This window comes from Lampropedia hyalina DSM 16112, from assembly GCF_900129055.1.
Lineage (GTDB): Bacteria > Pseudomonadota > Gammaproteobacteria > Burkholderiales > Burkholderiaceae_C > Lampropedia > Lampropedia hyalina.
In genome coordinates, this window is sequence record NZ_FQUZ01000020.1 from 1 (window position 1) to 20,290 (window position 20,290).

Genomic DNA, 20,290 nt, shown 5'->3' on the forward strand with positions numbered 1-20,290 from the left:
ACTCAGGCGATGATGGTGGCGACGACGCCGGCACCGACGGTACGGCCACCTTCACGGATGGCGAAACGCAGACCTTCTTCCATGGCGATGGGAGCGATCAGCTTGACGGTGATGGAGACGTTGTCGCCAGGCATGACCATTTCCTTGCCTTCGGGCAGGGAGATGGAGCCGGTCACGTCGGTGGTGCGGAAGTAGAACTGCGGGCGGTAGTTGGCGAAGAATGGGGTGTGACGACCGCCTTCATCCTTGGACAGCACATACACTTCGGCGGTGAATTCGGTGTGGGGCTTGATGGTGCCGGGCTTGGCCAGAACCTGGCCACGCTCCACGTCTTCACGCTTGGTGCCGCGCAGCAGCAGACCAACGTTGTCGCCAGCCTGACCCTGGTCCAGCAGCTTGCGGAACATTTCCACGCCGGTGACGGTGGTCTTTTGCAGATCACGGATACCGACGATTTCGATTTCTTCGCCGACCTTGATGATGCCGCGCTCGATACGGCCAGTCACCACAGTACCACGACCGGAGATGGAGAACACGTCTTCCACGGGCATCAGGAATGCGCCGTCCACAGCACGCTCGGGCGTGGGGATGTAGGTGTCCAGGGCTTCGGCCAGCTTCAGGATGGCGGCTTCGCCGATTTCGCTCTGGTCGCCTTCGAGGGCCAGACGGGCGGAACCACGGATGATGGGGGTGTCGTCGCCGGGGAACTCGTACTTGTCGAGCAGCTCACGCACTTCCATTTCGACCAGTTCCAGCAGTTCTTCGTCGTCCACCAGGTCGGCCTTGTTCAGGAACACGATGATGTAGGGAACGCCGACCTGACGGGACAGCAGGATGTGCTCACGGGTTTGGGGCATGGGGCCGTCGGCAGCGGAACAGACCAGGATCGCGCCGTCCATCTGGGCGGCACCGGTGATCATGTTCTTGACGTAGTCGGCGTGACCGGGGCAGTCCACGTGGGCGTAATGGCGGTTTTCCGTTTCGTACTCGACGTGCGAGGTGTTGATGGTGATGCCACGGGCCTTTTCTTCAGGCGCGTTGTCGATCTGGTCGTAGCCTTTGGCTTCGCCGCCGAACTTCTTGGACAGCACGGTGGCGATCGCTGCGGTCAGCGTGGTCTTGCCGTGATCGACGTGACCAATCGTTCCCACGTTCACGTGCGGCTTCGTGCGCTCAAACTTTTCTTTTGCCATTTCTATACTCCGAAAGAACCAATCCGTGCAATGTTTTAGGTCTGCACCGGGCTGCATGATCTTCCCGCACGGAACACAGGAAGGCACCCGATCGCAGACCGTGCCTCAGGGGGTGGAGGCACACACCTGCAAAAAATATTGCGTTGTTGCTTGTGCTTACTTGGCGCGTGCTGCCACGATGGCATCGGCGACGTTCTTCGGGGCTTCAGCGTAATGCTTGAATTCCATCGTGTAGCTGGCACGACCCTGCGACATGGAGCGCAACTGGGTGGCGTAACCAAACATCTCGGACAGGGGAACCTCGGCCTTGATGGCCTGACCACCACCGGCCAGACCTTCCATGCCCTGCACCAGACCGCGACGGGAAGAAAGGTCGCCCATGATGTTACCGGCGTAATCATCAGGAGTTTCCACTTCCACAGCCATCATCGGCTCCAGAATCACAGGGTTGGCCTTGCGGGCTGCTTCCTTGAAACCAAAGATGGCAGCCATCTTGAACGCCTGTTCGGACGAGTCCACATCGTGGTAGGAACCGAAAGTCAGACGAACCTTGACGTCCACCACTGGATAGCCTGCCAGCACGCCGGAAGTCAGTGCCTCTTCCACACCCTTCTGCACAGCAGGGATGTATTCGCGGGGCACCACCCCACCCTTGATTTCATCAACGAACTCGAAGCCCTTGCCTGGCTCCTGTGGCTCCAGTGTGAACACCACGTGACCGTATTGACCCTTACCACCGGACTGGCGCACGAACTTGCCGTCCACATCGGCCACGGTCTTGCGCACGGTTTCGCGGTAGGCCACCTGGGGCTTGCCCACATTGGCTTCCACATTGAATTCGCGCTTCATGCGATCCACGATGATTTCCAGGTGCAGCTCGCCCATACCGGCGATGATGGTCTGACCGGATTCTTCATCGGTGCGCACACGGAACGATGGATCTTCCGATGCCAGACGCGACAGTGCAATGCCCATCTTCTCCTGGTCGGCCTTGGTCTTGGGTTCCACGGCCTGGGCAATCACAGGCTCCGGGAACACCATCTTTTCCAGCACGATCGGTGCGCCCACATCACACAGGGTTTCACCTGTGGTGACGTCTTTCAGGCCCACGCAGGCAGCGATGTCACCGGCGCGGATTTCCTCGATCTCGATACGCTCGTTCGCACGCATCTGCACGATACGGCCAATGCGCTCCTTCTTGCCCTTGGTGGCGTTGAATACGGTATCGCCCTTGGAGAGCACACCGGAGTACACGCGCACGAAGGTCAATTGACCCACAAATGGGTCGGTCATCAGCTTGAATGCCAATGCAGAGAATTTTTCGCTGTCGTCCGCCTTGCGCGAGAGCTTCTTCTCTTCGTCATCGGGATCGCTGCCGGCCACATCGGGAATATCCACGGGCGACGGCAGGAAGTCCAGCACGGCATCCAGCATGCGCTGCACACCCTTGTTCTTGAACGCCGAACCGCACAGCATGGGCTGGATTTCGGTGGCGATGGTGCGCTGACGCAGACCGGCGATGATTTCCTCTTCGCTGAGGGAACCCTCTTCCAGGTACTTGTTCATCAGGTCTTCGCTGGCTTCGGCAGCCGACTCGACCATCTTCTCGCGCCACTCTTCGGCCACATCCACCAGTTCAGCGGGGATATCCCTGTATTCGAACTTCATGCCCTGGCTGGCCTCATCCCAGATGATGGCCTTCATCTTGATGAGGTCCACCACGCCCTGGAAGTTGTCTTCTGCACCAATTGGAATGACGACTGGCACGGGGTGGGCATTGAGGCGAACCTTCATTTGCTCAACCACCTTGAAGAAGTTGGCACCGATACGATCCATCTTGTTCACAAAAGCCAGACGCGGCACCTTGTGCTTGTTGGCCTGACGCCACACGGTTTCGGACTGGGGCTGCACGCCACCCACCGCACAGTACACCATACAGGCACCATCGAGCACCCGCATGGAACGCTCCACTTCAATGGTGAAGTCCACGTGGCCGGGGGTATCGATGATGTTGATGCGGTGCTCTGGACGCTTGAGATCCATCCCCTTCCAGAACGCTGTCACGGCAGACGACGTGATCGTGATACCGCGCTCCTGCTCCTGCTCCATCCAGTCGGTCGTGGCCGCACCGTCATGCACTTCACCGAGCTTGTGGGTCACACCGGTGTAGAACAGGATACGCTCGGAGGTTGTGGTCTTGCCTGCATCGATGTGGGCCGAGATACCAATGTTGCGATAGCGTTCAATGGGGGTTTTGCGTGCCATAAATTTACTCCAATACAACCGAAAGCCCGCCCGCCAGGAATAGGACAGGTCGGGCTTTCAGCCTCGTCAAAATCAACTCAAAAGATCAGAAACGGAAGTGGCTGAATGCCTTGTTGGCTTCGGCCATGCGGTGCACTTCGTCACGCTTGCGCATGGCACCACCACGGCCTTCCGTGGCCTCGATCAGCTCGCCGGCCAGACGCTGAGCCATGGACTTCTCGCCACGCTTGCGGGCAGCCTCCTTGATCCAGCGCATCGACAGGGCCAGACGGCGCACGGGACGCACTTCCACGGGAACCTGGTAGTTCGCACCACCGACCCGGCGGGACTTCACTTCCACGATGGGCTTGACATTGTTGATGGCGGTATTGAAGACTTCCAGCGGATCCTTGTCCTTCTGCTTCTCTCCAATGATGTCCAGGGCACCGTAGATGATGCGCTCTGCAACCGCCTTCTTGCCGCCTTCCATGATCACGTTCATGAATTTGGACAGCTCTACATTACCGAACTTGGGATCCGGCAGAATTTCACGTTTGGGAACTTCGCGACGACGTGGCATTTTTCACCTCAAAAATTTGCTTCAGTTGGCATTTCTGCCATGCAGATCATCCGAACCTGCACTTACTCGACCATTGGCTCAGGCCAATCTGGCCACTACGCCCACTTCACTTGCCCAGCGAAGCAGACACCGTAAAACAAAACCATGACAAAAAGAAAACAGCGATTCAAAAAAGCCGCTATCAGGCTTTCTTCGGACGCTTGGCACCGTACTTGGAGCGCGATTGCTTGCGATCCTTGACACCCTGCAAGTCCAGCGAACCACGCACGATGTGGTAGCGCACACCTGGCAAGTCCTTGACACGACCGCCGCGCACCAGCACCACGCTGTGCTCTTGCAGGTTGTGGCCTTCACCGCCGATGTAGGAAATGACCTCGAAACCGTTGGTCAGGCGCACCTTGGCAACCTTACGCAAAGCGGAGTTTGGCTTCTTGGGAGTGGTGGTGTAAACGCGGGTGCAAACGCCCCGACGTTGTGGGCACTCTTCCATCGCCGGGCTTTTGGACTTGACAGTCTCAACCGCACGCCCCTGGCGAACCAATTGATTGATTGTTGGCATGTATTGACGTTCCTCAACGTGAAATTAAACGTGATTCTTTCCGGCCAGAAGGCCGAAAAGCCCTTAATTATGCCATGCCAGACACACGACAACAAGCCCCATTCCAGGCATGCAATGCCATATCGGTTTCAGACGTTCCAACATTTGGCTTTCGGTATGAAAAAATTCGACTATAATTTTTCGATTGTGCTGCATCTAATCTGACCGCAGTTCAAAACCACAGGAGAAGTGGCAGAGTGGTCGAATGTACCTGACTCGAAATCAGGCGTACGCGCAAGCGTACCGAGGGTTCGAATCCCTCCTTCTCCGCCAACATTGCTTCCACGGCCTTCCAAGCAAGTCCGTGGAAGAAACAGAAAGCCCCGCCCTTCACAGGGAGCGGGGCTTTTTTTCGTCCGTGTTCGTCCAGCGGCTTCCAGTACAAGCCACGGATTGCAGGGGGTATATTTGGGGGTATCGCATGGCACTGACGAACACCGAGGCGCAAAAGGCAATTGTGGAGACAATGCCGTGATGGAGCGTTTTTTTCCTGAACCTGAAGATGGAACGTGTCTGGCAACGTAGCTACGCCAATCCAGGGAGGCCATCTGCGGCATCACCCAGTACCTCGTTGGCTTATCTACAACACCCAGCAACTGCATTCGACGCTGGGCTACCGATAAATTTGTTTAGAGTGCAGCAATACCTGCTTTGGCAATTTGCGCATCTTCGTTGGACTTCACGCCGCTTACGCCAACAGCACCAATGGTCTGACCATCTTTGACGATTGGTACGCCACCTTCCAGCAGACCATCGATTTCTGGCGCAGAAAGGAATGCTGTGCGACCGCCGTTGATCATGTCTTCATAGCCTTTTGTTTCACGACGGCCCAAGGCGGCAGATTTTGCTTTCGCAGGTGCAATGTAGGCAGAAACTTGCGCTGCACCATCCAGTCTTTGCAGCCACAGCAGGTGGCCGCCTGCATCGGTGATGGCGATGGTGACAGGCCAGTTGTTGCTGGTTGCTTCGGCTTCCGCTGCGGCAGCAATACGCTTGATGTCCGCGAGTTCAAGTTCTACGATGTTCTTCATCAGTCATACTCCTGAAAAATCAATGAAATAGGGTAAACGAGAGTTGAGGCTACAGTATAGAAAAGATTTCTTTTTATTTTTTTATCAGGGTGCGCGGAAAACCCCGTCGTTCACAGCCTGCCCCGTACTGGATATGGGGGCGGGGATGCAGAGCGCGCAACCCGAAGGGTTCCATTTTGGTTCATGGATAACACATTGAAAATATATCTTCTCTGTTAAAGTCAGCACCATGGCCACCGTTGTCAAAACCCTGAAACTCCGCGTGAAGGACAAGCACGCGTCGCTGCTGTTGCAGATGGCACGGCAGGTCAGTTTCGTGTGGAATTTCATTAATGCACTTTCCAGTCGTTCTATTCGGGAGCGCGGAAAATGGCTGTCCGCATACGATATTCATCCGTACACCAAGGGAGCCGCCAAGGAGCTGGGTTTGCACAGCCAGACGCTGCAATGTGTGGCGCAGGAGTACGTCACGCGCCGTCGTCAATGCAAACGCGCCCGCCTGAACTGGCGTAAATCCATCGGCAGCCAGCGCAGCCTGGGCTGGATACCCATCAACACCGGCGCGGCCAGTTGGAAGAATGGGCAGGTCTATCACAACGGCCACTACTTCAGCGTGTGGGATTCCTACGGTCTGGGCCAGTACAAATTCAAAACCGCCAGCTTCAACGAAGATGCACGCGGTCGCTGGTATTTCAACGTGGCCGTGGAGGTTGAAACCAAACCCACAGAAGCCACGGCATCCGTAGGAATCGACCTTGGGCTGAAAGACTGCGCCACCACCAGCACGGGCCAGAAGCTGCATGGCCGCTGGTATCGGGAACTGGAGCCGCAGCTTGCAGTGGCGCAACGTGCACGCAAAAAGCAGCGCGTCAAGGCCATTCATGCCAAGATAGCGAACCGCAGAAAAGACGAAATTCACAAGTTCACAACGAACCTTGTGAAAAACAACGCCGCCATCTTCGTGGGCGACGTGGCTAGCGCGAAGCTGGTCAAAACCAGGATGGCCAAGTCCACGCTGGACGCGGGCTGGTCATCGTTGAAAACCGCTTTGGAATACAAGTGCCATCAGGCCGGAGTGGTTTTTGAGGAAGTGAACGAAGCGTATTCAACCCAGACCTGTTCGGCTTGTGGCTCGTTGCCGCAGTCGAGGCCGAAAGGTATCGCAGATCTTGGAATAAGGGAATGGAAGTGCAGCGAATGCGGGGCGGTACACGAGCGCGACGTGAATGCTGCACGCAACATTCTCGCGGCAGGGCATTGCCGTCTCGCAGGAGGAATCTCCTGCCTTTAGGCAGGGGAGGATGTCAATGCTGCAATCTGTCATAGCCAAGTTTTAATCAGACACGTTCCATCACGGCATTGTCCCCACAATTGCCTTTTGGGCCCATGCTGGCGATCAGGCCGTTGCGCGCCAGTAAGTCGTGGTGAGCCTGGCTGGCATACGGGCCAGGAAATACTCACGTTGATTTGACTACCGCTTTGAAGGCAGGCGCAAAAAATATTGCCATGGTGTCCATCCTGATGCACACCACACAAACTATGCACTCGTGCCGGATGCCGCCTGCCACTCGGCGGGTGTGAGGGTTTTCATGGAAAGGGCGTGGACTTCGTCGGTGTGCATGCGCTGGCCCAGCGTGGCATAGACCTTCTGGTGTCGCTGGATGGGGCGCAGGCCCTCAAATTCCGGCGAGACGATGGTGGCGAACCAGTGGCGGCCGTCGCCTTCGAGGGCGATGTGGGTGCATTGCAGGCCGTGGGCGATCAGGGTTTCGAGTTCATTCGCGGTCATGTTTTTTTATCCTCTTATTTTGTAGCCCTGCCGCAGCAGGCGCAAGGCCAGCGCGCTGGTCAGTGCCCAAGCGGTGGCGCAGATGCCCATGCTGACCCAGGGTGAAACGTCGCTCTGGCCAAAGAAGCCATAGCGAAAACCATCAATCAGGTAGAAGAATGGATTGAGGTGGCTCACGGTCTGCCACACCGTAGGCAGGGAGTGAATGGAGTAGAACACGCCCGACAGGAAGGTCATGGGCATGATGAGAAAGTTCTGGAAGGCCGCCAACTGGTCGAACTTGTCGGCCCACAGTCCGGCAATCAGCCCCAGTGTGCCCAGCAGCCCAGCCCCGGTGACGGCAAAGAACAGCACCCACAGCGGCTGGGCCAGCGGTGCGGGAGCCAGCAGCAGCGTCATCAGCCACACTCCTGCCCCCACGACCAGTCCGCGCACGATGGAGGAGCCGACGTAGGCGACGAACCAGTCGCGGTGCGACAGCGGCGTGAGCAGCAGAAAGATCAGGTTGCCGGTGATCTTGCTCTGGATCAGGCTGGAGGAGCTGTTGGCGAAGGCGTTCTGCAACACGCTCATCATCACCAGCCCCGGCACCAGAAAGTGGGTGTAGCCCACGTTGTCGTACACCTGCACATGGTCTTGCAGCACATGACCGAAGATCAGCAGGTACAGCAGGGCCGTGAGCACCGGCGCGGCCACGGTCTGGAAGCCCACGCGCCAGAAGCGGCGCACTTCCTTGATGAACAGCATCTGCCAGCCCGCCATCAGCGCACTCCCCCGGCGACAGCGGCATCGTTCGCGCCTGCCTCACCCATGATTTTCACGAATACGTCTTCCAGATCGGCGCGGCGAATCTCCAGATCGTCGATGCGAATGCCCGCCTCGCGCAACGCGGCCAGATGCGCTTCCACCTCGGCGACACTTTGTGCGGGCAGTTGCACGATGCGTCCGGTCACGCGCGCGAATCCCGCCAGTGCGGATGGCAATGCCTGATCGGTCTTGAACTGCACCACGGTGTGCGAGGCCGCACTGAGCAGGTTGCTGGTCTGGTCCAGTGCCACGATGCGCCCCTGCCGCAGCATGGCAATGCGGTGGCACAGGGCTTCGGCTTCTTCCAGATAGTGGGTGGTCAGCAGCACGGTACTGCCTTCGCGGTTCAGGCGGTCGATGAAGTGCCACAGGGTCTGGCGCAGTTCCACGTCCACGCCTGCCGTGGGTTCGTCCAGCACGATGATGGGTGGGCGATGCACCAGAGCCTGTGCCACCAGTACACGCCGCTTCATGCCGCCGGACAACTCGCGCATGTTCGCTTCGGCCTTGTCGGACAGCCCCAGATGGTGCAGCAGTTCATCGATCCAGTCGTCGTTGTGGCGGATGCCAAAGTAGCCGGACTGGAAGCGCAGTGTCTCACGCACGCTGAAGAATGGATCGAACACCAGTTCCTGCGGCACGATGCCCAGCCGCTTGCGGGCCTGGGCAAAATCCTGCTGCACGTCGAATCCTTGCACCAGCACCCGGCCCGAAGTGGCTCTGGACAGGCCCGCCAGAATGGCGATCAGCGAGGTCTTGCCCGCGCCATTGGGGCCAAGCAGGCCGAGGAATTCACCGGGGCGGATGTCGAGGCTGACGGCATCCAGTGCCTTGAAACGCCCCCGATGGGGCGTGGCGTATTCCTTGCTGACGGCCTGAAACGAGACGGCAGGCGCGTGAATGGAAGTGGGCATGTTCAGGCAGGCAACAGGGTTTGCCACTGCGCCACGGCCAGCCCGACGGTGACATGGCCTTGCCCTGCGGCATCCGTCCATTCCAGCACGGGCCGTTTGATGCTGCTGGGGTGCGCCAGCATCACCTGGATGGCCGATGCAGCATCCTGCACCCCGGCCTGCACGGCGGCATCGAGGCCACGCCAGGTCGTGCCCTTGCGGTTGAGCAGCGGCTCCCAGCCCAGCGCGTCGCTCCAGCGGACGAGTTCGGCCTGGGTCGGTGGGGTTTTCTTGAAATCGCGGAAATGGTATGGCAGGCTATGGTCGGTGAGCCACTGGCGGGCTTTCTTGACGCTGTCGCAATTCGGAATGCCGTGCAGCGCGATGCTGGGGACAGAAGGTGTGCTGGAATTCATGGCGGGGATTGTACGGTCAATGCCCCGCGCGATTGTTGCCCCTGCCGCAACAGCCTGAACGGGTTTTGCAGACCTTCCCTGAAGCAACAAAAACGCATCTCATGCCTGTTGCCATATCCATAAGCATACAGACTGGTTACGCGTGGTTAAGCATTTGCAACGGCAGTGATTTGGCGCATACTGGCTCATCACCAGACGGCTTAGAACGTGTTTACGATCTCATCCCGATGGGCTTTTTCTCCAGAACCCAGCGAGTCCCACCATGCAAGGCAATCCCAAAGTCATCGACACCCTCAACGAACTGCTGCGCGGCGAACTGACCGCCCGCGACCAGTATTTCGTGCATTCGCGCAAGTATGAAGATCAGGGCTTCGTGAAGCTGTATGAACGCCTGAACCACGAGATGGAAGAGGAAACCCAGCACGCCGATGCGATTCTGCGCCGCATTCTGTTTCTGGAAGGCGAGCCAGACATGCGCCAGAAGCCCTTCCAGGCAGGCAAGACCGTGCCAGAGATGCTGCGCATCGATCTGGACACCGAATACGAGGTGCGTGCCAACCTGCAAAAAGCCATGCAGTTGTGCGAGAGCGAAGGCGACTTCGTGACCCGCGACATGCTGTTGCAGCAACTGCGCGACACCGAGGAAGACCACGCCTACTGGCTGGAAAAGCAACTGGGCCTGATCGAGAAAATCGGCCTGCAAAGCTACCTGCAATCGCAGTCCGAATAAGCGGCATGAGCGGCTCCAGGGCATTGAGCATGCCCTTGCCCATCAGATTTTCCTTCCCTTGGGGCGTGAAGCAGCCATCTGCCTCACGCCATTTTTTGTTATTGGTATTCGGGGTGCAGCACGCGCTCAATCAAAACCACCCAGCGTGATTTTGCCAATGGCCTGTCCGCTCTCCAGCAGCGCGTGTGCCCGGCGCAGGTTCGCGGCGTTGATAGGCCCCAGCGACTGGGTACGGGTGGTTTTGATGCGCCCTTGATCGGCCAGTTCGGCCACGTTGCGCAGAATCTCCTGCTGGCGGGTCATGTCGGCTGTTGCCAGCAGGGAGCGGGTGAACATGAACTCCCAGTGGATCGACAGGCTCTTGCGCTTGAGCGCAACGATGTCGAGTGACTGGGGATCGTCGATCAGTGCGATGCGCCCTTGCGCAGCGATCAAGTCCACGATGTCTGCCAGATACCCGTCGGTGTGCGTGGTGGAAAACACGAAAGCGGGTGCGCCCAGGCCCAGTGCCTCGACCTGCGGTGCCAGCGGCTGGCGGTGGTCGATGACATGGTGCGCGCCACATTGGCGCACCCATGCCTGCGTCTGCGGGCGAGACGCGGTGGCGATCACCGTCAGATCCGTCAGGGCACGCGCCAACTGGACGGTGATGGAGCCAACCCCGCCCGCCCCGCCAATCACCACAATGGCATGGGCTGCACCTGCCACGGGTTGCGCAACCCGAAGGCGGTCGAACAGCATTTCCCAGGCCGTGAGTGCGGTCAGCGGCAGTGCTGCGGCATCTTCGTCGCCCAGCGTTTGCGGCGCATGGGAGACGATGCGGGCATCCACTGCCTGCACTTCGGCGTAGCAACCCGGGCGGTCGATGGCCCCGGCGTAGAACACCCGATCGCCCGGCCTGAAGCCAGTGACACGGGAGCCGACCGACCGCACCTGGCCCACGGCATCCCAGCCCAGGATGCGCCAGGTGCCCGGCGCGGGCTGCGCCGAGGCGCGCACCTTGGTGTCTGCCGGATTGACGGCAATGGCCTGCACCTCGACCAGCAGATCGTGCTCCCCGAATGCGGGTTCGGGCAGGGTGAGATCGACCAGCGATCCGGGTTCGGAAATGGGCAAGGGTTGATTGAAACCGACGGCTTTCATGGCGTACTCCATTCGTGAATAATGCACGCGATTGTTGCTGCTATTGTCGATTTACGTAAGAACGCACATACTTTGCATATAGTGTCACAAAAGGTACCACCCCCTATGCCCCGCATTCCCCACCCCAATTTCCATTGCGCCGCAGGCTGCACGGTCGAGGCCACGCTCACGCTGATTGGCGGCAAGTGGAAAGGCGTGATCCTGTATCGCCTGCTCACCGAACAGGTGCTGCGTTTCAACGAGCTGCGCCGCCTGCTGCCCAATATCACACAGCGCATGCTCACCCATCAGTTGCGCGAGCTGGAAGGCGACGGCCTCATCGCCCGCAAGGTCTATCCCGAAGTGCCGCCGAAGGTGGAATACCGGCTGACGGACTATGGACAGACGCTGGCCCCCGTCATCCACGCATTGAAGGCCTGGGGCGATGCCCATGTCGATAGGCACACAGCGGCAGTGCCGTCAGCCACTGTGGTGCCCCGCATTCAACCTTGAGGCAGCAGCAGGGCCTTGGCTTCCAGGAATTCTTGCAGGCCGTGTACGCCACCTTCACGGCCATAGCCGGACTGCTTGAATCCGCCGAACGGTGCGCTGCGGTTGAAGGCCCCGCCATTGATGTGGATTTGCCCGGTGCGGATGCGCCGCGCCACGGCGATGGCTTCGTCGTCGCTGGCGGCCCAGACGGCTCCGCCCAGTCCGTAGTCGGTGTCGTTGGCCAGTGCAACGGCTTCGTCGGTATCGCGGTAGGTGAGCACGGCCAGCACGGGGCCGAAGACTTCCTCGCGGGCTATGCGGCTGTCCGGGCGCACCTTGAAGGCATGGGGCCAGACGAAGTAGCCGCCCTGGGGTGCATCAGCCACGCCTGCTTCGGAACGGGCAATCAGTTCGTCGCCGTCATCCTGTGCCACTTGCAGGTATTGCTGCACCCGCACCTGCTGTGCGGCACTGATGAGCGGCCCCAGGCGCACATCGTCGCGCCAGGCAGAACCCACGCTCAGGCGGGAGATGGCAGCTTGCAGCAGCGGCACGATGGCGGGGTAATCGTCTTCATGGACGATCAGGCGGGTATGTGCCGAGCAGGTCTGGCCGGTGTTGAGCATGCACTCGCCCACGCTGGCCTTGATGGCTTTTTCCAGATTCGCGCCGCGCAGCACCACGCTGGCGGATTTGCCACCCAGCTCCAGTGCCACGCGCTTGACTCCCTGGCTGGCGAGTTCCGCCACGCGCTGGCCCGCGCGGGTGGAGCCGGTGAAGCTGACCATGTTCGTCTGCGGATGCCGCACCAGTGTTTCGCCCACTACGTCGCCCCGGCCATTGACCAGGTTGAAGACCCCGGCGGGCAGGCCGGCTTCGTGAATCGCCTCGGCCAGAATCAGTGCGTTGAGCGGGGCGACCTCGCTGGGCTTGAGCACCACGGTGCAGCCTGCGGCCAATGCCGGGGCCATCTTCAGCACGATCTGGCTGAGCGGGTAATTCCACGGTGTGATGGCCACCACCACGCCCACGGCTTCCTGAACGATGAGCGCGTTGCCGCTGCGCTCTTCCCATGCAAAACCCTGGCGCAGAATGTTGGCGTATTCCTGCACGACGGCAATCGGTGACTGCACCTGAATGCGGCGCGTCTGCACAATCGGCATGCCCACCTCGGCGGTGATGGCCTGCGTCAGAGCTTCCTCGCGTGCCTGCAAGCCCTGGGCGATACACTCGAGCCACTGTGCCCGTTCGGCAGGTGGGGTGGCATTCCAGGCAGGCCATGCGGCGGCGGCGGCCTCGATGGCCTGCTCGGCCTCCTGCGCCAGCCCGGAGGGGATGGATGCAATCACTTCGCCGGTGCTGGAATCGTGCACCTCGTGGGTGTCCGTACCCTGGGCGGTTTGCCATTGGCCGTTGATGTAATGTCGGGTGTGGTGCTGCATGGCGGGTCTCCTGGGTTGTGTGATACGGTTTGAATGCTGCTGATTGTCGCGTCTGGCCGTCATGGGCACGGCATTCCTTACAAATGCCCCCACACCAGCAGCGCGTCACGCCCCTGGGTTTGCAGGCTGACGGTCGCGCCCACCGGCAGGCTGACTTTCGTTGGGACATGGCCAAACGGCAGATTGGTGAGCACCGGTACGCCCAGCCGCTCGCGCAAGCCCTGCACCACCGTGTCCAGTTTGAAGCCGCGATCCTGCGGCACGCGCTGGTAGTCGGTGAACTGCCCCAGCACGATGGCTCGCTGTTTCTGCAACACCCCGGCCATCTCCAACTGGATCAACATGCGTTCGATGCGGTAGGGATGCTCGGCCACGTCTTCCAGAAACAGCACGCCGCCTTCCACGTCCGGCCAGTACGGCGTGCCCAGCAGCGACACCAGCACGGCCAGATTGCCCCCCCACAGCCGTGCATCTTCGATCAGCAGGTCGGGTTGCACCGGCGCGCCCTTGGCCGCCTTGCCCAATCGCCAGCCCGTGCCTTCGCCCTGACGGTAGAGCAGGTCTTCCAGACAGGCCAGCGTGATTTCGTCGGGTTCTTCGCTGGTTCCCAGATCCACGCCCAGCGCGGCCCCGGCCCAGGTGATGCGTCCGGTCTGGCGCAGCACGGCCAACTGGAATGCCGTGAAGTCGCTGAAGCCCACATACTGCAAACCACCATCGATGGCCTGCGCAATCGCGGCATAGTCCAGATGCGGCAGCAAGCGGCTCAGCCCATAGCCACCCCGGCTGATGAGGGCCACATCCGCACCGCTGGCGGTGGCACGCGCCACGGCTTGCAGGCGGGTGGCATCGTCCCCGGCAAAGCGGGTGTGGCGCGCCAGCGCGGCCTCATCCACTTCCACCTGATGGCCCAATGCCGTCAAACGCCGAATGCCGCGCCGGAAGGCAGCTTTGTCCTGCACGGCCCCCGATGGCGAATAGACGTAGATGCGCCTGACCGCATCCTGCGCATGGTCATGGGCATGGCAGCCACAGGTGGCACAGCCATCGTGGTGGGCATGGCTTTCGTGCGCGTGATGTGCGTGATCGTGGTCGTCGGGAGAAGGCGTGGCGTGGTGCATGGCGGGAAGAAAGAGGTGAGAAAAGCCGATGTCACCGCCCGCAGAGTGCATGGGCGGCAGCCAGCAGATTGTGCCAGACGGTGCCTGCGTTGCGGTCTGATGGCAACGACCACACAGGCACGCGGGCATCGGACTGCGCCGCTGTGCTGGCAAACCAGCCAGACAATGACCGGGGGCCAGCCAGATGCCCGGCATCGGGGAATGGCGCATTCAGCCAGGCCCAGGCCATCGGATCGGTCTGCTGTGCGGCATCGGGCAGCCACTGGCGCAGCGGCTGGCTCCAGTCGGGGCATTTGCCGCACTGGGCCAGTGCCTGCATCCACCGCTGGCTGGCGACCGGCAGGCTCCAGCCCCCATCGGCAGACCATTCGATTTCCGGCGAATCGCGCAGCAGTACACCGGCCACGGCATCGGCCACTGCGGGATGCCGCGCCAAAGCCAACGCCAGCGGCAGATTCAACCCCTGCGCCAGCAGCACCACAGGCCGACCAGGCTGGCGCAGCGGGTGCGTACAGAGCCACTGCGCCAGCAGCTCCCCATGCACGGCAGGCGTGTGCCAGGCCATCTTCTTGGGCTTGTCACTGCGTCCCCAGCCCGGCAGGTCGGGCGCAAGTGCGGGCACTCCCGCCTGCGCGGCCACGTCCAGCAACTCGTGCCAGTACGCACCCCAGTGCCACAGCGGATGCAGGCACAGCAGCAGCGGAACATCCGCGTCAGACACAGCATGATTGTCCAGCCAGTGCAGGCGCAGCCCCTGCAAGGCTGGTGCATCGGTGGCATCGGTGTAATGGCCTTCGGGGGCAGGCGGATCGCCACAGGAAAAACAGCGTGCGGGTGTGCGCAGCGCATCGTCGCGCAAGGCATTCTGGCGTTGTTGCTGCTGGTTGCGCTGGCGTTGCGTGGCAAAGAAGCCTTGCATCAGCGCGGCGCATTCATCGGCCAGCACGCCACCGGCAATCTGCGTGTGATGGTTCAGGGTGGAATTGGCATACAGGTTCAGCACCGAACCAGCCGCACCCATCTTGGGTTCGGCACAGCCGTAAACCACCTGCCGCAAACGGGCCTGAAATACCGCCCCGCTGCACATGCTGCACGGCTCCACGGTGACGTACAGACTGCAATCGTGCAGGCGATGGTTGCCCAGCTGCCGCGCCGCCGCCCGCAAGGCCAGCACCTCGGCATGGGCACTGGGGTCGTGGTCGGCCAGCGTGCGGTTGTGCGCCTGTGCCAGCAAGACATCCCCCTCGGGGCCGTGTTGCACCACCACTGCCCCCACGGGAACCTCCCCGGCCGCAGCCGCCTCCCGTGCCTGTTGCAAGGCAAGGCGCATCCAGTGGACATGGCGGGAGTCATCAGCAGGAGTGAACATGGCAAGAATTATCCCACCGCGCTGGCGACTGCTGTACAGGGGTTTGCCAACCAATCCAAGGGTTTCTACCGACGAAACACCCCGTCAAAACCAATGGCCTTTTAGAATTTCATCCGCGCAACCCAAGGAGAAACCGTGAATTTCTTGCAGGACTTTTTCAACGACCAATCCACCGCCGTCCAAATGGCCATCGGCCTGGCCTTGCTGCTGGCAGCCGCATTCCTGACCCGCTTCGTGCTGGCCGTCACCTGGAAGCGCATGATGGCGCGTCTGCGCGAACGGCTGGATACGCGGCTGACGCACACCTTTCTGGACGACCGCATCCTCACCCGCGTCACCAAGATCACCCCCTCCGTGGTGGTGCAACTGGGGGTGGGACTGGTGCCGCATCTGCCCGCCGGGCCGCTCAATGCAATTGGCAATATCGCTTTCGCCTTCACCACTTTTCATCTGGTGCGCACCCTCACGACCACGCTGAACGTGGTGCTGGAGAAAAGCCAGCACTACGACGACACTTCGGCCAAGTTCCGTTCACTCAAAAGCACCTTCCAGCTCATCAACATCATGCTGTACGCCGGTGGCGTGGTGGTCATCATCGCCGCGCTGCTGGACCGTTCACCGCTGATCGTGCTCTCGGGCATGGGGGCCATGTCGGCGGTGCTGATGCTGGTCTTCAAGGACACCATCCTGTCATTCACGGCAGGCGTGCTGATCTCCTCCAACGACATGCTGCGCGTGGGCGACTGGATCGAAATGCCCCAGGCCGGGGCCGATGGTGCGGTCATCGACATCGCGCTGCACACCATCAAGGTGCAGAACTGGGACAAGACCATCACCACCATCCCGACCTGGAAGCTGGTGTCGGAGAGCTACAAGAACTGGCGCGGCATGCAGGAGTCGGGTGGGCGGCGTATCAAGCGATCCATCCGCATCGATGCAGGCACAGTGCGCTTTCTCACGCCGGAAGAAGTGCAGCAGTTTCGCCAGATCGCACTGTTGCGCCCCTATCTGGACGAAAAAATCACTGCCGTGCGTGCCAGCAACGTCCAGCTCCAGCACAGCCTGGGCGACCTGGCCGAACTGGGAGCCAACCGGCGGCGGCTGACCAACATCGGCACCTTCCGCGCCTACGCGCTGGCCTATCTGAAAAAGCACCCCGGCATCCACCAGGACATGCTGCTGATGGTGCGGCAAATGGAACCCACGCCCGAAGGCATTCCCATGGAGCTGTACTGCTTCACCAACACCACCATCTGGGCGGGCTATGAAGGCATTCAGGGCGACGTGTTCGACCACCTGCTGGCCATCCTGCCGGAGCTGGGGTTGCGCACCTTCCAGAACCCCAGCGGCACGGACATGCGCACGGCATTGGCTGACCTCAAGGCAGCGAGCCAGCCACAGGCCACTGCCAGCGCAGCCGACTGATGCCCTGGCTCAGGTCAGCGAAGTGTCCACCAGCCTGCGCTCCAGCGACAGGTATTCCTGCGACTGCATTTCGTTCAGGCGCGAGACGGTACGCGGAAACTCGTGCGCCAGCGGCCCTTCGGTGTAGAGCTGTTCGGGCGGCACGGCGGCCGAAATGATGAGCTTGACGTGGCGGTCGTACAGCACGTCCACCAGCAACGTGAAACGCCGCGCCTCGGATGCCAGCGCGATAGGCATGTGCGGCACGTCGCTGAGCAGCACAGTGTGGCACTGGTTGGAAATTTCCAGATAGTCGTTCTGCGAGCGCGGGCCGCCACAGAGTTGCTTGAAATCGAACCAGATCACGCCTGCGGCACGGCGGCGGGCAGGAATGGTGCGCGATTCGATGCGGAATTCCGGCGGTTCGTCACTGGCGGCTGCCAGGCTCTCAAAAGCTTCGGTCATGGCCACATCGGCCTGTGGGCCATTGGGGCAGTGGTAGAGCTGCACATGCTCCAGCGCGCGGCGGCGGTAGTCGGTGCCGTTATCGACGTTGATGACTTCCATGCGCTGGTTCAGCAAGGCAATGGCAGGCAGGATGCGGTCGCGGTGCAGGCCGTTGGGGTAAAGGCCATCGGGCGTGAAGTTGGAAGTGGTGACAAACCCCACGCCATTGTCGAACAGGGCCAGCAGCAGGCGATACAGAATCATGGCATCGGTGATGTCCGCCACATGGAACTCGTCAAAACAGATCAGCTTGTAGCGTTTGGCGATTTTCGCGCCCAGCACGTCCAGCGGGTTCTCGATGCCCTGCAACACTTGCAGTTCCTTGTGTACCTCGCGCATGAACTCATGAAAGTGCAGCCGCACCTTGCGCTTGATGGGCACTTCCTGAAAAAAGCACTCCATCAAAAAGCTCTTGCCCCGCCCCACCCCGCCATACATGTACACGCCCTGGGGAATATCCGGGTGGTTGAGCCATTTTTTCAGGCGGTTGGAGCGTTTGCTTTTGTAGGCTCCCCATTCGTCGGCGCACCGCTGCAAGGCAGCCACGGCGCGCAACTGGGCGGGGTCGGGCTGGTAGCCTTTGTCCTGCAAGACGGCGTAATAGGCGGTTTCAACGCTCATGTGGGTATGTCCCCCGGTTTTCTGTTTGGTGTGTGGTGATGGGTGGCCTGCCCGGCACAGTGCGGGTGTGGTTGCGGCGTTTATAACGCAAATTTACCCACCACACAGCCTGCGACAGCTCATCGGTGCCGACCATGCCGCTGGTGCGCAGCCACGCAGGAAACCACACCCAGGCACAGAAAGGCGAATGCCGCCAGTTCGGTGCCGGTGGGCCACCGCTGCTCCCACAGAAAACCGTAGAGCAAAGCGAACAGCGTCTCGAACAAGATCATCTGCCCAGCCAGCGTGAGCGGCAGCAAGCGGCTCATGCGGTTCCACAGCCCATTGCCGACGATGGAAGCCAACAATGCCAGCGTGGCCACCACCGCTGCAAACTGCCACCAGTCGGCGGCGGTATGCGGTGTGGCATCCAGCACAATGGCCACCGGAATCAAGGGCACGACCATCGCTCCGGTCACGATGCCCATCAGCAGGTTCCAGTCGTGAACACCGACGTGCTGCACCCGTGCCAGCCAGCGGCTGTTGGCCACGGCAAACCATGTCCAGGCAAGCAACGCGCCCACCGCACAGCCCAGTCCAGCGACATGCCGCAGCGACACACCCGGTGCGGGCATGGCCAGCACCTGCCAGCCGATGCAAAACGCGCCCAGCGCACAACAGACCAGCGACGGAGTCAGCGCGCGCAAGGGCACGGCATGGCGGTCGCGGCTGCCAATGATGGTCACCCACACCGGCAGAAAGCCAATCACCAGCGAGGTCATGGCAATCCCGCCCCACTGCACGGCAGCCGACAGCAGCACATAGTAGAGCAGGTTGCCAATCAGGGCCAGACTGATGATGCCGACCCATTGCTGCCGCGTCAGCCGGGGCACCACCTTGCGCCAGCGGGGAGCAAGCAGCACCAGCGACAACAGGCCATAACACAGGTAGCGGCCTGTGGCCAGATGCAACGGCCCGAATCCGCGCACCAATTCCGGCGCGAGAAACACCAGCCCCCACACCGCCCCGGCCCCTGCGCCGCAGAGTATGCCAATGGTGATCCGGGATGCACCCGACAGAAATGAATGATTTTTCAACATCCCGCCACGATAGCCACCCGAACTGCGGCTGTCTTGTCCCAGGCTATTGCAGTTTGGACTCAGGCTGTTGCCGTGCCAGGGAAAGGGGTGCTGCGTGCCTGCCTGCGGTATGCGGCAGGGGGCATTCCGGTGGCCTTGCGCACTGCGCGGGTCAGCGCACTCTGATCGGAAAACCCCAGGGCAGCAGCCATTTCGGCAATCGGCCTGTCGGTGCCTGCCAGCCACTGGCGTGCCTGTTCCAGCCGACGTTGCACCAGCCAGTCGTGTGGCGTGGTGCCGAATGCGTCGCGGAACAGCACATGCAGCCGACTGGCACTCACCCCGACGCAGGCTGCCATGTCGGCCACCGTCCAGTGGCGCGCGAGATCGGCATCCACAGTGGCCGCCAGTTTGGCCCACCTCACCGATGGCTGGGGCGTGCCATTGGCCAGCGCATCCAGCAACAAAGGCATCCACAAGGCGGCACGCTCTGTCACACCCTCGCCTTGCAGTGAAGCCGCCATGTAATCGATCAGGTGGTTCGCTGCCGGGGAAACCGGCAGAAAACGGTGCGCCGCCCACTGCTCGGCCTGTCGAGAATCCAGCATGTGCGGCAGTACGTCCACGATCAGGAACCCGTTGGCCTGCTGGCTGGCCTGGATGTGGCACATCCCTTGGGGGACATAGGCCGCCCGCATTCGATCCAGCCATGCACCCCGACCGCCCACTTCGATTTCAAGGGCACCATGCAGCGGCAGTACGAGTTGCACGAAATCGTGTGCATGGGCCTGACCATCCTGACCGTAACTGCGCACCGTCAGGGCCAGCGGGCGGTGCGGCATCTGCAATGGGGTGGCTGGCATGGCAATCAGC

General features: G+C 60.9%; 20 protein-coding genes and 1 tRNA gene. 5 read left to right on the top strand and 16 right to left on the bottom strand.

Features of this window, described 5'->3' with window-relative positions; translation table 11 throughout:
• Window positions 1–2: 2 nt before the first annotated feature.
• From tuf to rpsL, 4 genes are all read right to left on the bottom strand, one after another.
• The gene (gene tuf / locus BUE21_RS09025) at window positions 3–1,193 is read right to left on the bottom strand and encodes an elongation factor Tu (RefSeq protein ID WP_073356243.1); all 1,191 of its coding nucleotides are present in this window, start codon (window positions 1,191–1,193) and stop codon (window positions 3–5) included.
• A gap of 156 nt (window positions 1,194–1,349) precedes the next feature.
• Window positions 1,350–3,458: an elongation factor G gene (gene fusA / locus BUE21_RS09030; protein ID WP_073356363.1), complete on the bottom strand. Its 2,109-nt coding sequence runs from the start codon at window positions 3,456–3,458 to the stop codon at window positions 1,350–1,352.
• Window positions 3,459–3,543: 85 nt separating this feature from the next.
• Window positions 3,544–4,017, bottom strand: a complete 474-nt coding sequence (rpsG, locus tag BUE21_RS09035) for a 30S ribosomal protein S7 (protein ID WP_073356364.1) — start codon at window positions 4,015–4,017, stop codon at window positions 3,544–3,546.
• A gap of 181 nt (window positions 4,018–4,198) precedes the next feature.
• Window positions 4,199–4,576, bottom strand: a complete 378-nt coding sequence (gene rpsL, locus BUE21_RS09040) for a 30S ribosomal protein S12 (protein WP_073356365.1) — start codon at window positions 4,574–4,576, stop codon at window positions 4,199–4,201.
• 222 nt (window positions 4,577–4,798) lie between these two features.
• Between rpsL and BUE21_RS09050 the strand changes: the two genes are divergently transcribed.
• A tRNA-Ser gene (locus tag BUE21_RS09050) sits at window positions 4,799–4,888 on the top strand.
• Between the two features lie 356 nt (window positions 4,889–5,244).
• Here the strand turns inward: BUE21_RS09050 and BUE21_RS09060 are convergent.
• Window positions 5,245–5,646, bottom strand: a complete 402-nt coding sequence (locus BUE21_RS09060; RefSeq protein ID WP_073356367.1) for a GlcG/HbpS family heme-binding protein — start codon at window positions 5,644–5,646, stop codon at window positions 5,245–5,247.
• A gap of 229 nt (window positions 5,647–5,875) precedes the next feature.
• Between BUE21_RS09060 and BUE21_RS09065 the strand changes: the two genes are divergently transcribed.
• On the top strand, window positions 5,876–6,937 hold the full coding sequence (locus BUE21_RS09065; protein ID WP_073356368.1) for an RNA-guided endonuclease InsQ/TnpB family protein: 1,062 nt from the start codon (window positions 5,876–5,878) through the stop codon (window positions 6,935–6,937).
• Between the two features lie 246 nt (window positions 6,938–7,183).
• Here the strand turns inward: BUE21_RS09065 and BUE21_RS09070 are convergent, their stop codons facing one another.
• The 4 genes from BUE21_RS09070 to BUE21_RS09085 are packed head-to-tail and all read right to left on the bottom strand — an operon-like array spanning window position 7,184 to window position 9,551.
• Window positions 7,184–7,435 carry a BolA family protein gene (locus BUE21_RS09070; protein WP_073356369.1) on the bottom strand — a complete coding sequence of 84 codons (252 nt, stop codon included), beginning with the start codon at window positions 7,433–7,435 and terminating at the stop codon, window positions 7,184–7,186.
• 6 nt (window positions 7,436–7,441) lie between these two features.
• Window positions 7,442–8,197: an ABC transporter permease gene (locus tag BUE21_RS09075; RefSeq protein ID WP_073356370.1), complete on the bottom strand. Its 756-nt coding sequence runs from the start codon at window positions 8,195–8,197 to the stop codon at window positions 7,442–7,444.
• Complete coding sequence (locus BUE21_RS09080) at window positions 8,197–9,156, bottom strand: ABC transporter ATP-binding protein (protein ID WP_073356371.1); 960 nt, start codon at window positions 9,154–9,156, stop codon at window positions 8,197–8,199. The genes BUE21_RS09075 and BUE21_RS09080 overlap by 1 nt, the downstream gene beginning before the upstream one ends.
• Window positions 9,157–9,158: 2 nt before the next feature.
• Entirely contained in the window at window positions 9,159–9,551 is a 393-nt protein-coding gene (locus BUE21_RS09085; RefSeq protein WP_073356372.1) for an arsenate reductase, read from the bottom strand.
• Window positions 9,552–9,813: 262 nt separating this feature from the next.
• Here BUE21_RS09085 and bfr point away from each other — a divergent pair, with 262 nt between their 5' ends.
• Complete coding sequence (gene bfr / locus BUE21_RS09090) at window positions 9,814–10,281, top strand: bacterioferritin (protein WP_073356373.1); 468 nt, start codon at window positions 9,814–9,816, stop codon at window positions 10,279–10,281.
• A gap of 126 nt (window positions 10,282–10,407) precedes the next feature.
• Here the strand turns inward: bfr and BUE21_RS09095 are convergent, their stop codons facing one another.
• Window positions 10,408–11,424: a zinc-binding alcohol dehydrogenase family protein gene (locus tag BUE21_RS09095; protein ID WP_073356408.1), complete on the bottom strand. Its 1,017-nt coding sequence runs from the start codon at window positions 11,422–11,424 to the stop codon at window positions 10,408–10,410.
• A 105-nt stretch (window positions 11,425–11,529) separates the two neighbouring features.
• Here BUE21_RS09095 and BUE21_RS09100 point away from each other — a divergent pair, with 105 nt between their 5' ends.
• Window positions 11,530–11,916 (top strand): winged helix-turn-helix transcriptional regulator, encoded by a 387-nt coding sequence (locus tag BUE21_RS09100; RefSeq protein ID WP_073356374.1) that lies wholly within the window; start codon window positions 11,530–11,532, stop codon window positions 11,914–11,916.
• Here BUE21_RS09100 and BUE21_RS09105 read toward each other — a convergent pair.
• From BUE21_RS09105 to tadA, 3 genes are all read right to left on the bottom strand, one after another.
• Window positions 11,907–13,337, bottom strand: a complete 1,431-nt coding sequence (locus tag BUE21_RS09105; protein WP_073356375.1) for an aldehyde dehydrogenase family protein — start codon at window positions 13,335–13,337, stop codon at window positions 11,907–11,909. The two genes, BUE21_RS09100 and BUE21_RS09105, sit on opposite strands and share 10 nt — an antisense overlap.
• 77 nt (window positions 13,338–13,414) lie before the next feature.
• Window positions 13,415–14,458, bottom strand: a complete 1,044-nt coding sequence (locus tag BUE21_RS09110) for an LD-carboxypeptidase (RefSeq protein ID WP_084523099.1) — start codon at window positions 14,456–14,458, stop codon at window positions 13,415–13,417.
• Between the two features lie 31 nt (window positions 14,459–14,489).
• Window positions 14,490–15,827: a tRNA adenosine(34) deaminase TadA gene (gene tadA / locus BUE21_RS14510; RefSeq protein WP_143164476.1), complete on the bottom strand. Its 1,338-nt coding sequence runs from the start codon at window positions 15,825–15,827 to the stop codon at window positions 14,490–14,492.
• A gap of 135 nt (window positions 15,828–15,962) precedes the next feature.
• On the opposite strand from tadA, the gene BUE21_RS09120 reads away from it, so the two are divergent.
• Complete coding sequence (locus BUE21_RS09120; RefSeq protein ID WP_234971097.1) at window positions 15,963–17,252, top strand: mechanosensitive ion channel family protein; 1,290 nt, start codon at window positions 15,963–15,965, stop codon at window positions 17,250–17,252.
• 9 nt (window positions 17,253–17,261) lie between these two features.
• On the opposite strand, the gene zapE is transcribed toward BUE21_RS09120, so the two are convergent.
• The 3 genes from zapE to BUE21_RS09135 all read right to left on the bottom strand — a co-directional run bounded on the left by zapE (window position 17,262) and on the right by BUE21_RS09135 (window position 20,280).
• Window positions 17,262–18,359: a cell division protein ZapE gene (gene zapE / locus BUE21_RS09125; protein WP_073356377.1), complete on the bottom strand. Its 1,098-nt coding sequence runs from the start codon at window positions 18,357–18,359 to the stop codon at window positions 17,262–17,264.
• A 119-nt stretch (window positions 18,360–18,478) separates the two neighbouring features.
• Window positions 18,479–19,435, bottom strand: a complete 957-nt coding sequence (locus BUE21_RS09130) for a DMT family transporter (protein ID WP_234971098.1) — start codon at window positions 19,433–19,435, stop codon at window positions 18,479–18,481.
• 62 nt (window positions 19,436–19,497) lie between these two features.
• On the bottom strand, window positions 19,498–20,280 hold the full coding sequence (locus tag BUE21_RS09135) for a helix-turn-helix transcriptional regulator (RefSeq protein ID WP_073356379.1): 783 nt from the start codon (window positions 20,278–20,280) through the stop codon (window positions 19,498–19,500).
• Between the last annotated feature and the right edge of the window lie 10 nt (window positions 20,281–20,290).

Coding starts and splice junctions, on each gene's coding strand:
- zapE (WP_073356377.1), bottom strand. CDS start 18,359: ATGAGCGTTGAAACCGCCTATTACGCCGTCTTGCAGGACAAAGGCTAC.
- BUE21_RS09135 (WP_073356379.1), bottom strand. CDS start 20,280: ATGCCAGCCACCCCATTGCAGATGCCGCACCGCCCGCTGGCCCTGACG.
- BUE21_RS09095 (WP_073356408.1), bottom strand. CDS start 11,424: ATGAAAGCCGTCGGTTTCAATCAACCCTTGCCCATTTCCGAACCCGGA.
- BUE21_RS09080 (WP_073356371.1), bottom strand. CDS start 9,156: ATGCCCACTTCCATTCACGCGCCTGCCGTCTCGTTTCAGGCCGTCAGC.
- bfr (WP_073356373.1), top strand. CDS start 9,814: ATGCAAGGCAATCCCAAAGTCATCGACACCCTCAACGAACTGCTGCGC.
- BUE21_RS09075 (WP_073356370.1), bottom strand. CDS start 8,197: ATGGCGGGCTGGCAGATGCTGTTCATCAAGGAAGTGCGCCGCTTCTGG.
- BUE21_RS09070 (WP_073356369.1), bottom strand. CDS start 7,435: ATGACCGCGAATGAACTCGAAACCCTGATCGCCCACGGCCTGCAATGC.
- rpsG (WP_073356364.1), bottom strand. CDS start 4,017: ATGCCACGTCGTCGCGAAGTTCCCAAACGTGAAATTCTGCCGGATCCC.
- rpsL (WP_073356365.1), bottom strand. CDS start 4,576: ATGCCAACAATCAATCAATTGGTTCGCCAGGGGCGTGCGGTTGAGACT.
- BUE21_RS09100 (WP_073356374.1), top strand. CDS start 11,530: ATGCCCCGCATTCCCCACCCCAATTTCCATTGCGCCGCAGGCTGCACG.
- fusA (WP_073356363.1), bottom strand. CDS start 3,458: ATGGCACGCAAAACCCCCATTGAACGCTATCGCAACATTGGTATCTCG.
- BUE21_RS09065 (WP_073356368.1), top strand. CDS start 5,876: ATGGCCACCGTTGTCAAAACCCTGAAACTCCGCGTGAAGGACAAGCAC.
- tuf (WP_073356243.1), bottom strand. CDS start 1,193: ATGGCAAAAGAAAAGTTTGAGCGCACGAAGCCGCACGTGAACGTGGGA.
- BUE21_RS09105 (WP_073356375.1), bottom strand. CDS start 13,337: ATGCAGCACCACACCCGACATTACATCAACGGCCAATGGCAAACCGCC.
- BUE21_RS09060 (WP_073356367.1), bottom strand. CDS start 5,646: ATGAAGAACATCGTAGAACTTGAACTCGCGGACATCAAGCGTATTGCT.
- tadA (WP_143164476.1), bottom strand. CDS start 15,827: ATGTTCACTCCTGCTGATGACTCCCGCCATGTCCACTGGATGCGCCTT.
- BUE21_RS09085 (WP_073356372.1), bottom strand. CDS start 9,551: ATGAATTCCAGCACACCTTCTGTCCCCAGCATCGCGCTGCACGGCATT.
- BUE21_RS09110 (WP_084523099.1), bottom strand. CDS start 14,458: ATGCACCACGCCACGCCTTCTCCCGACGACCACGATCACGCACATCAC.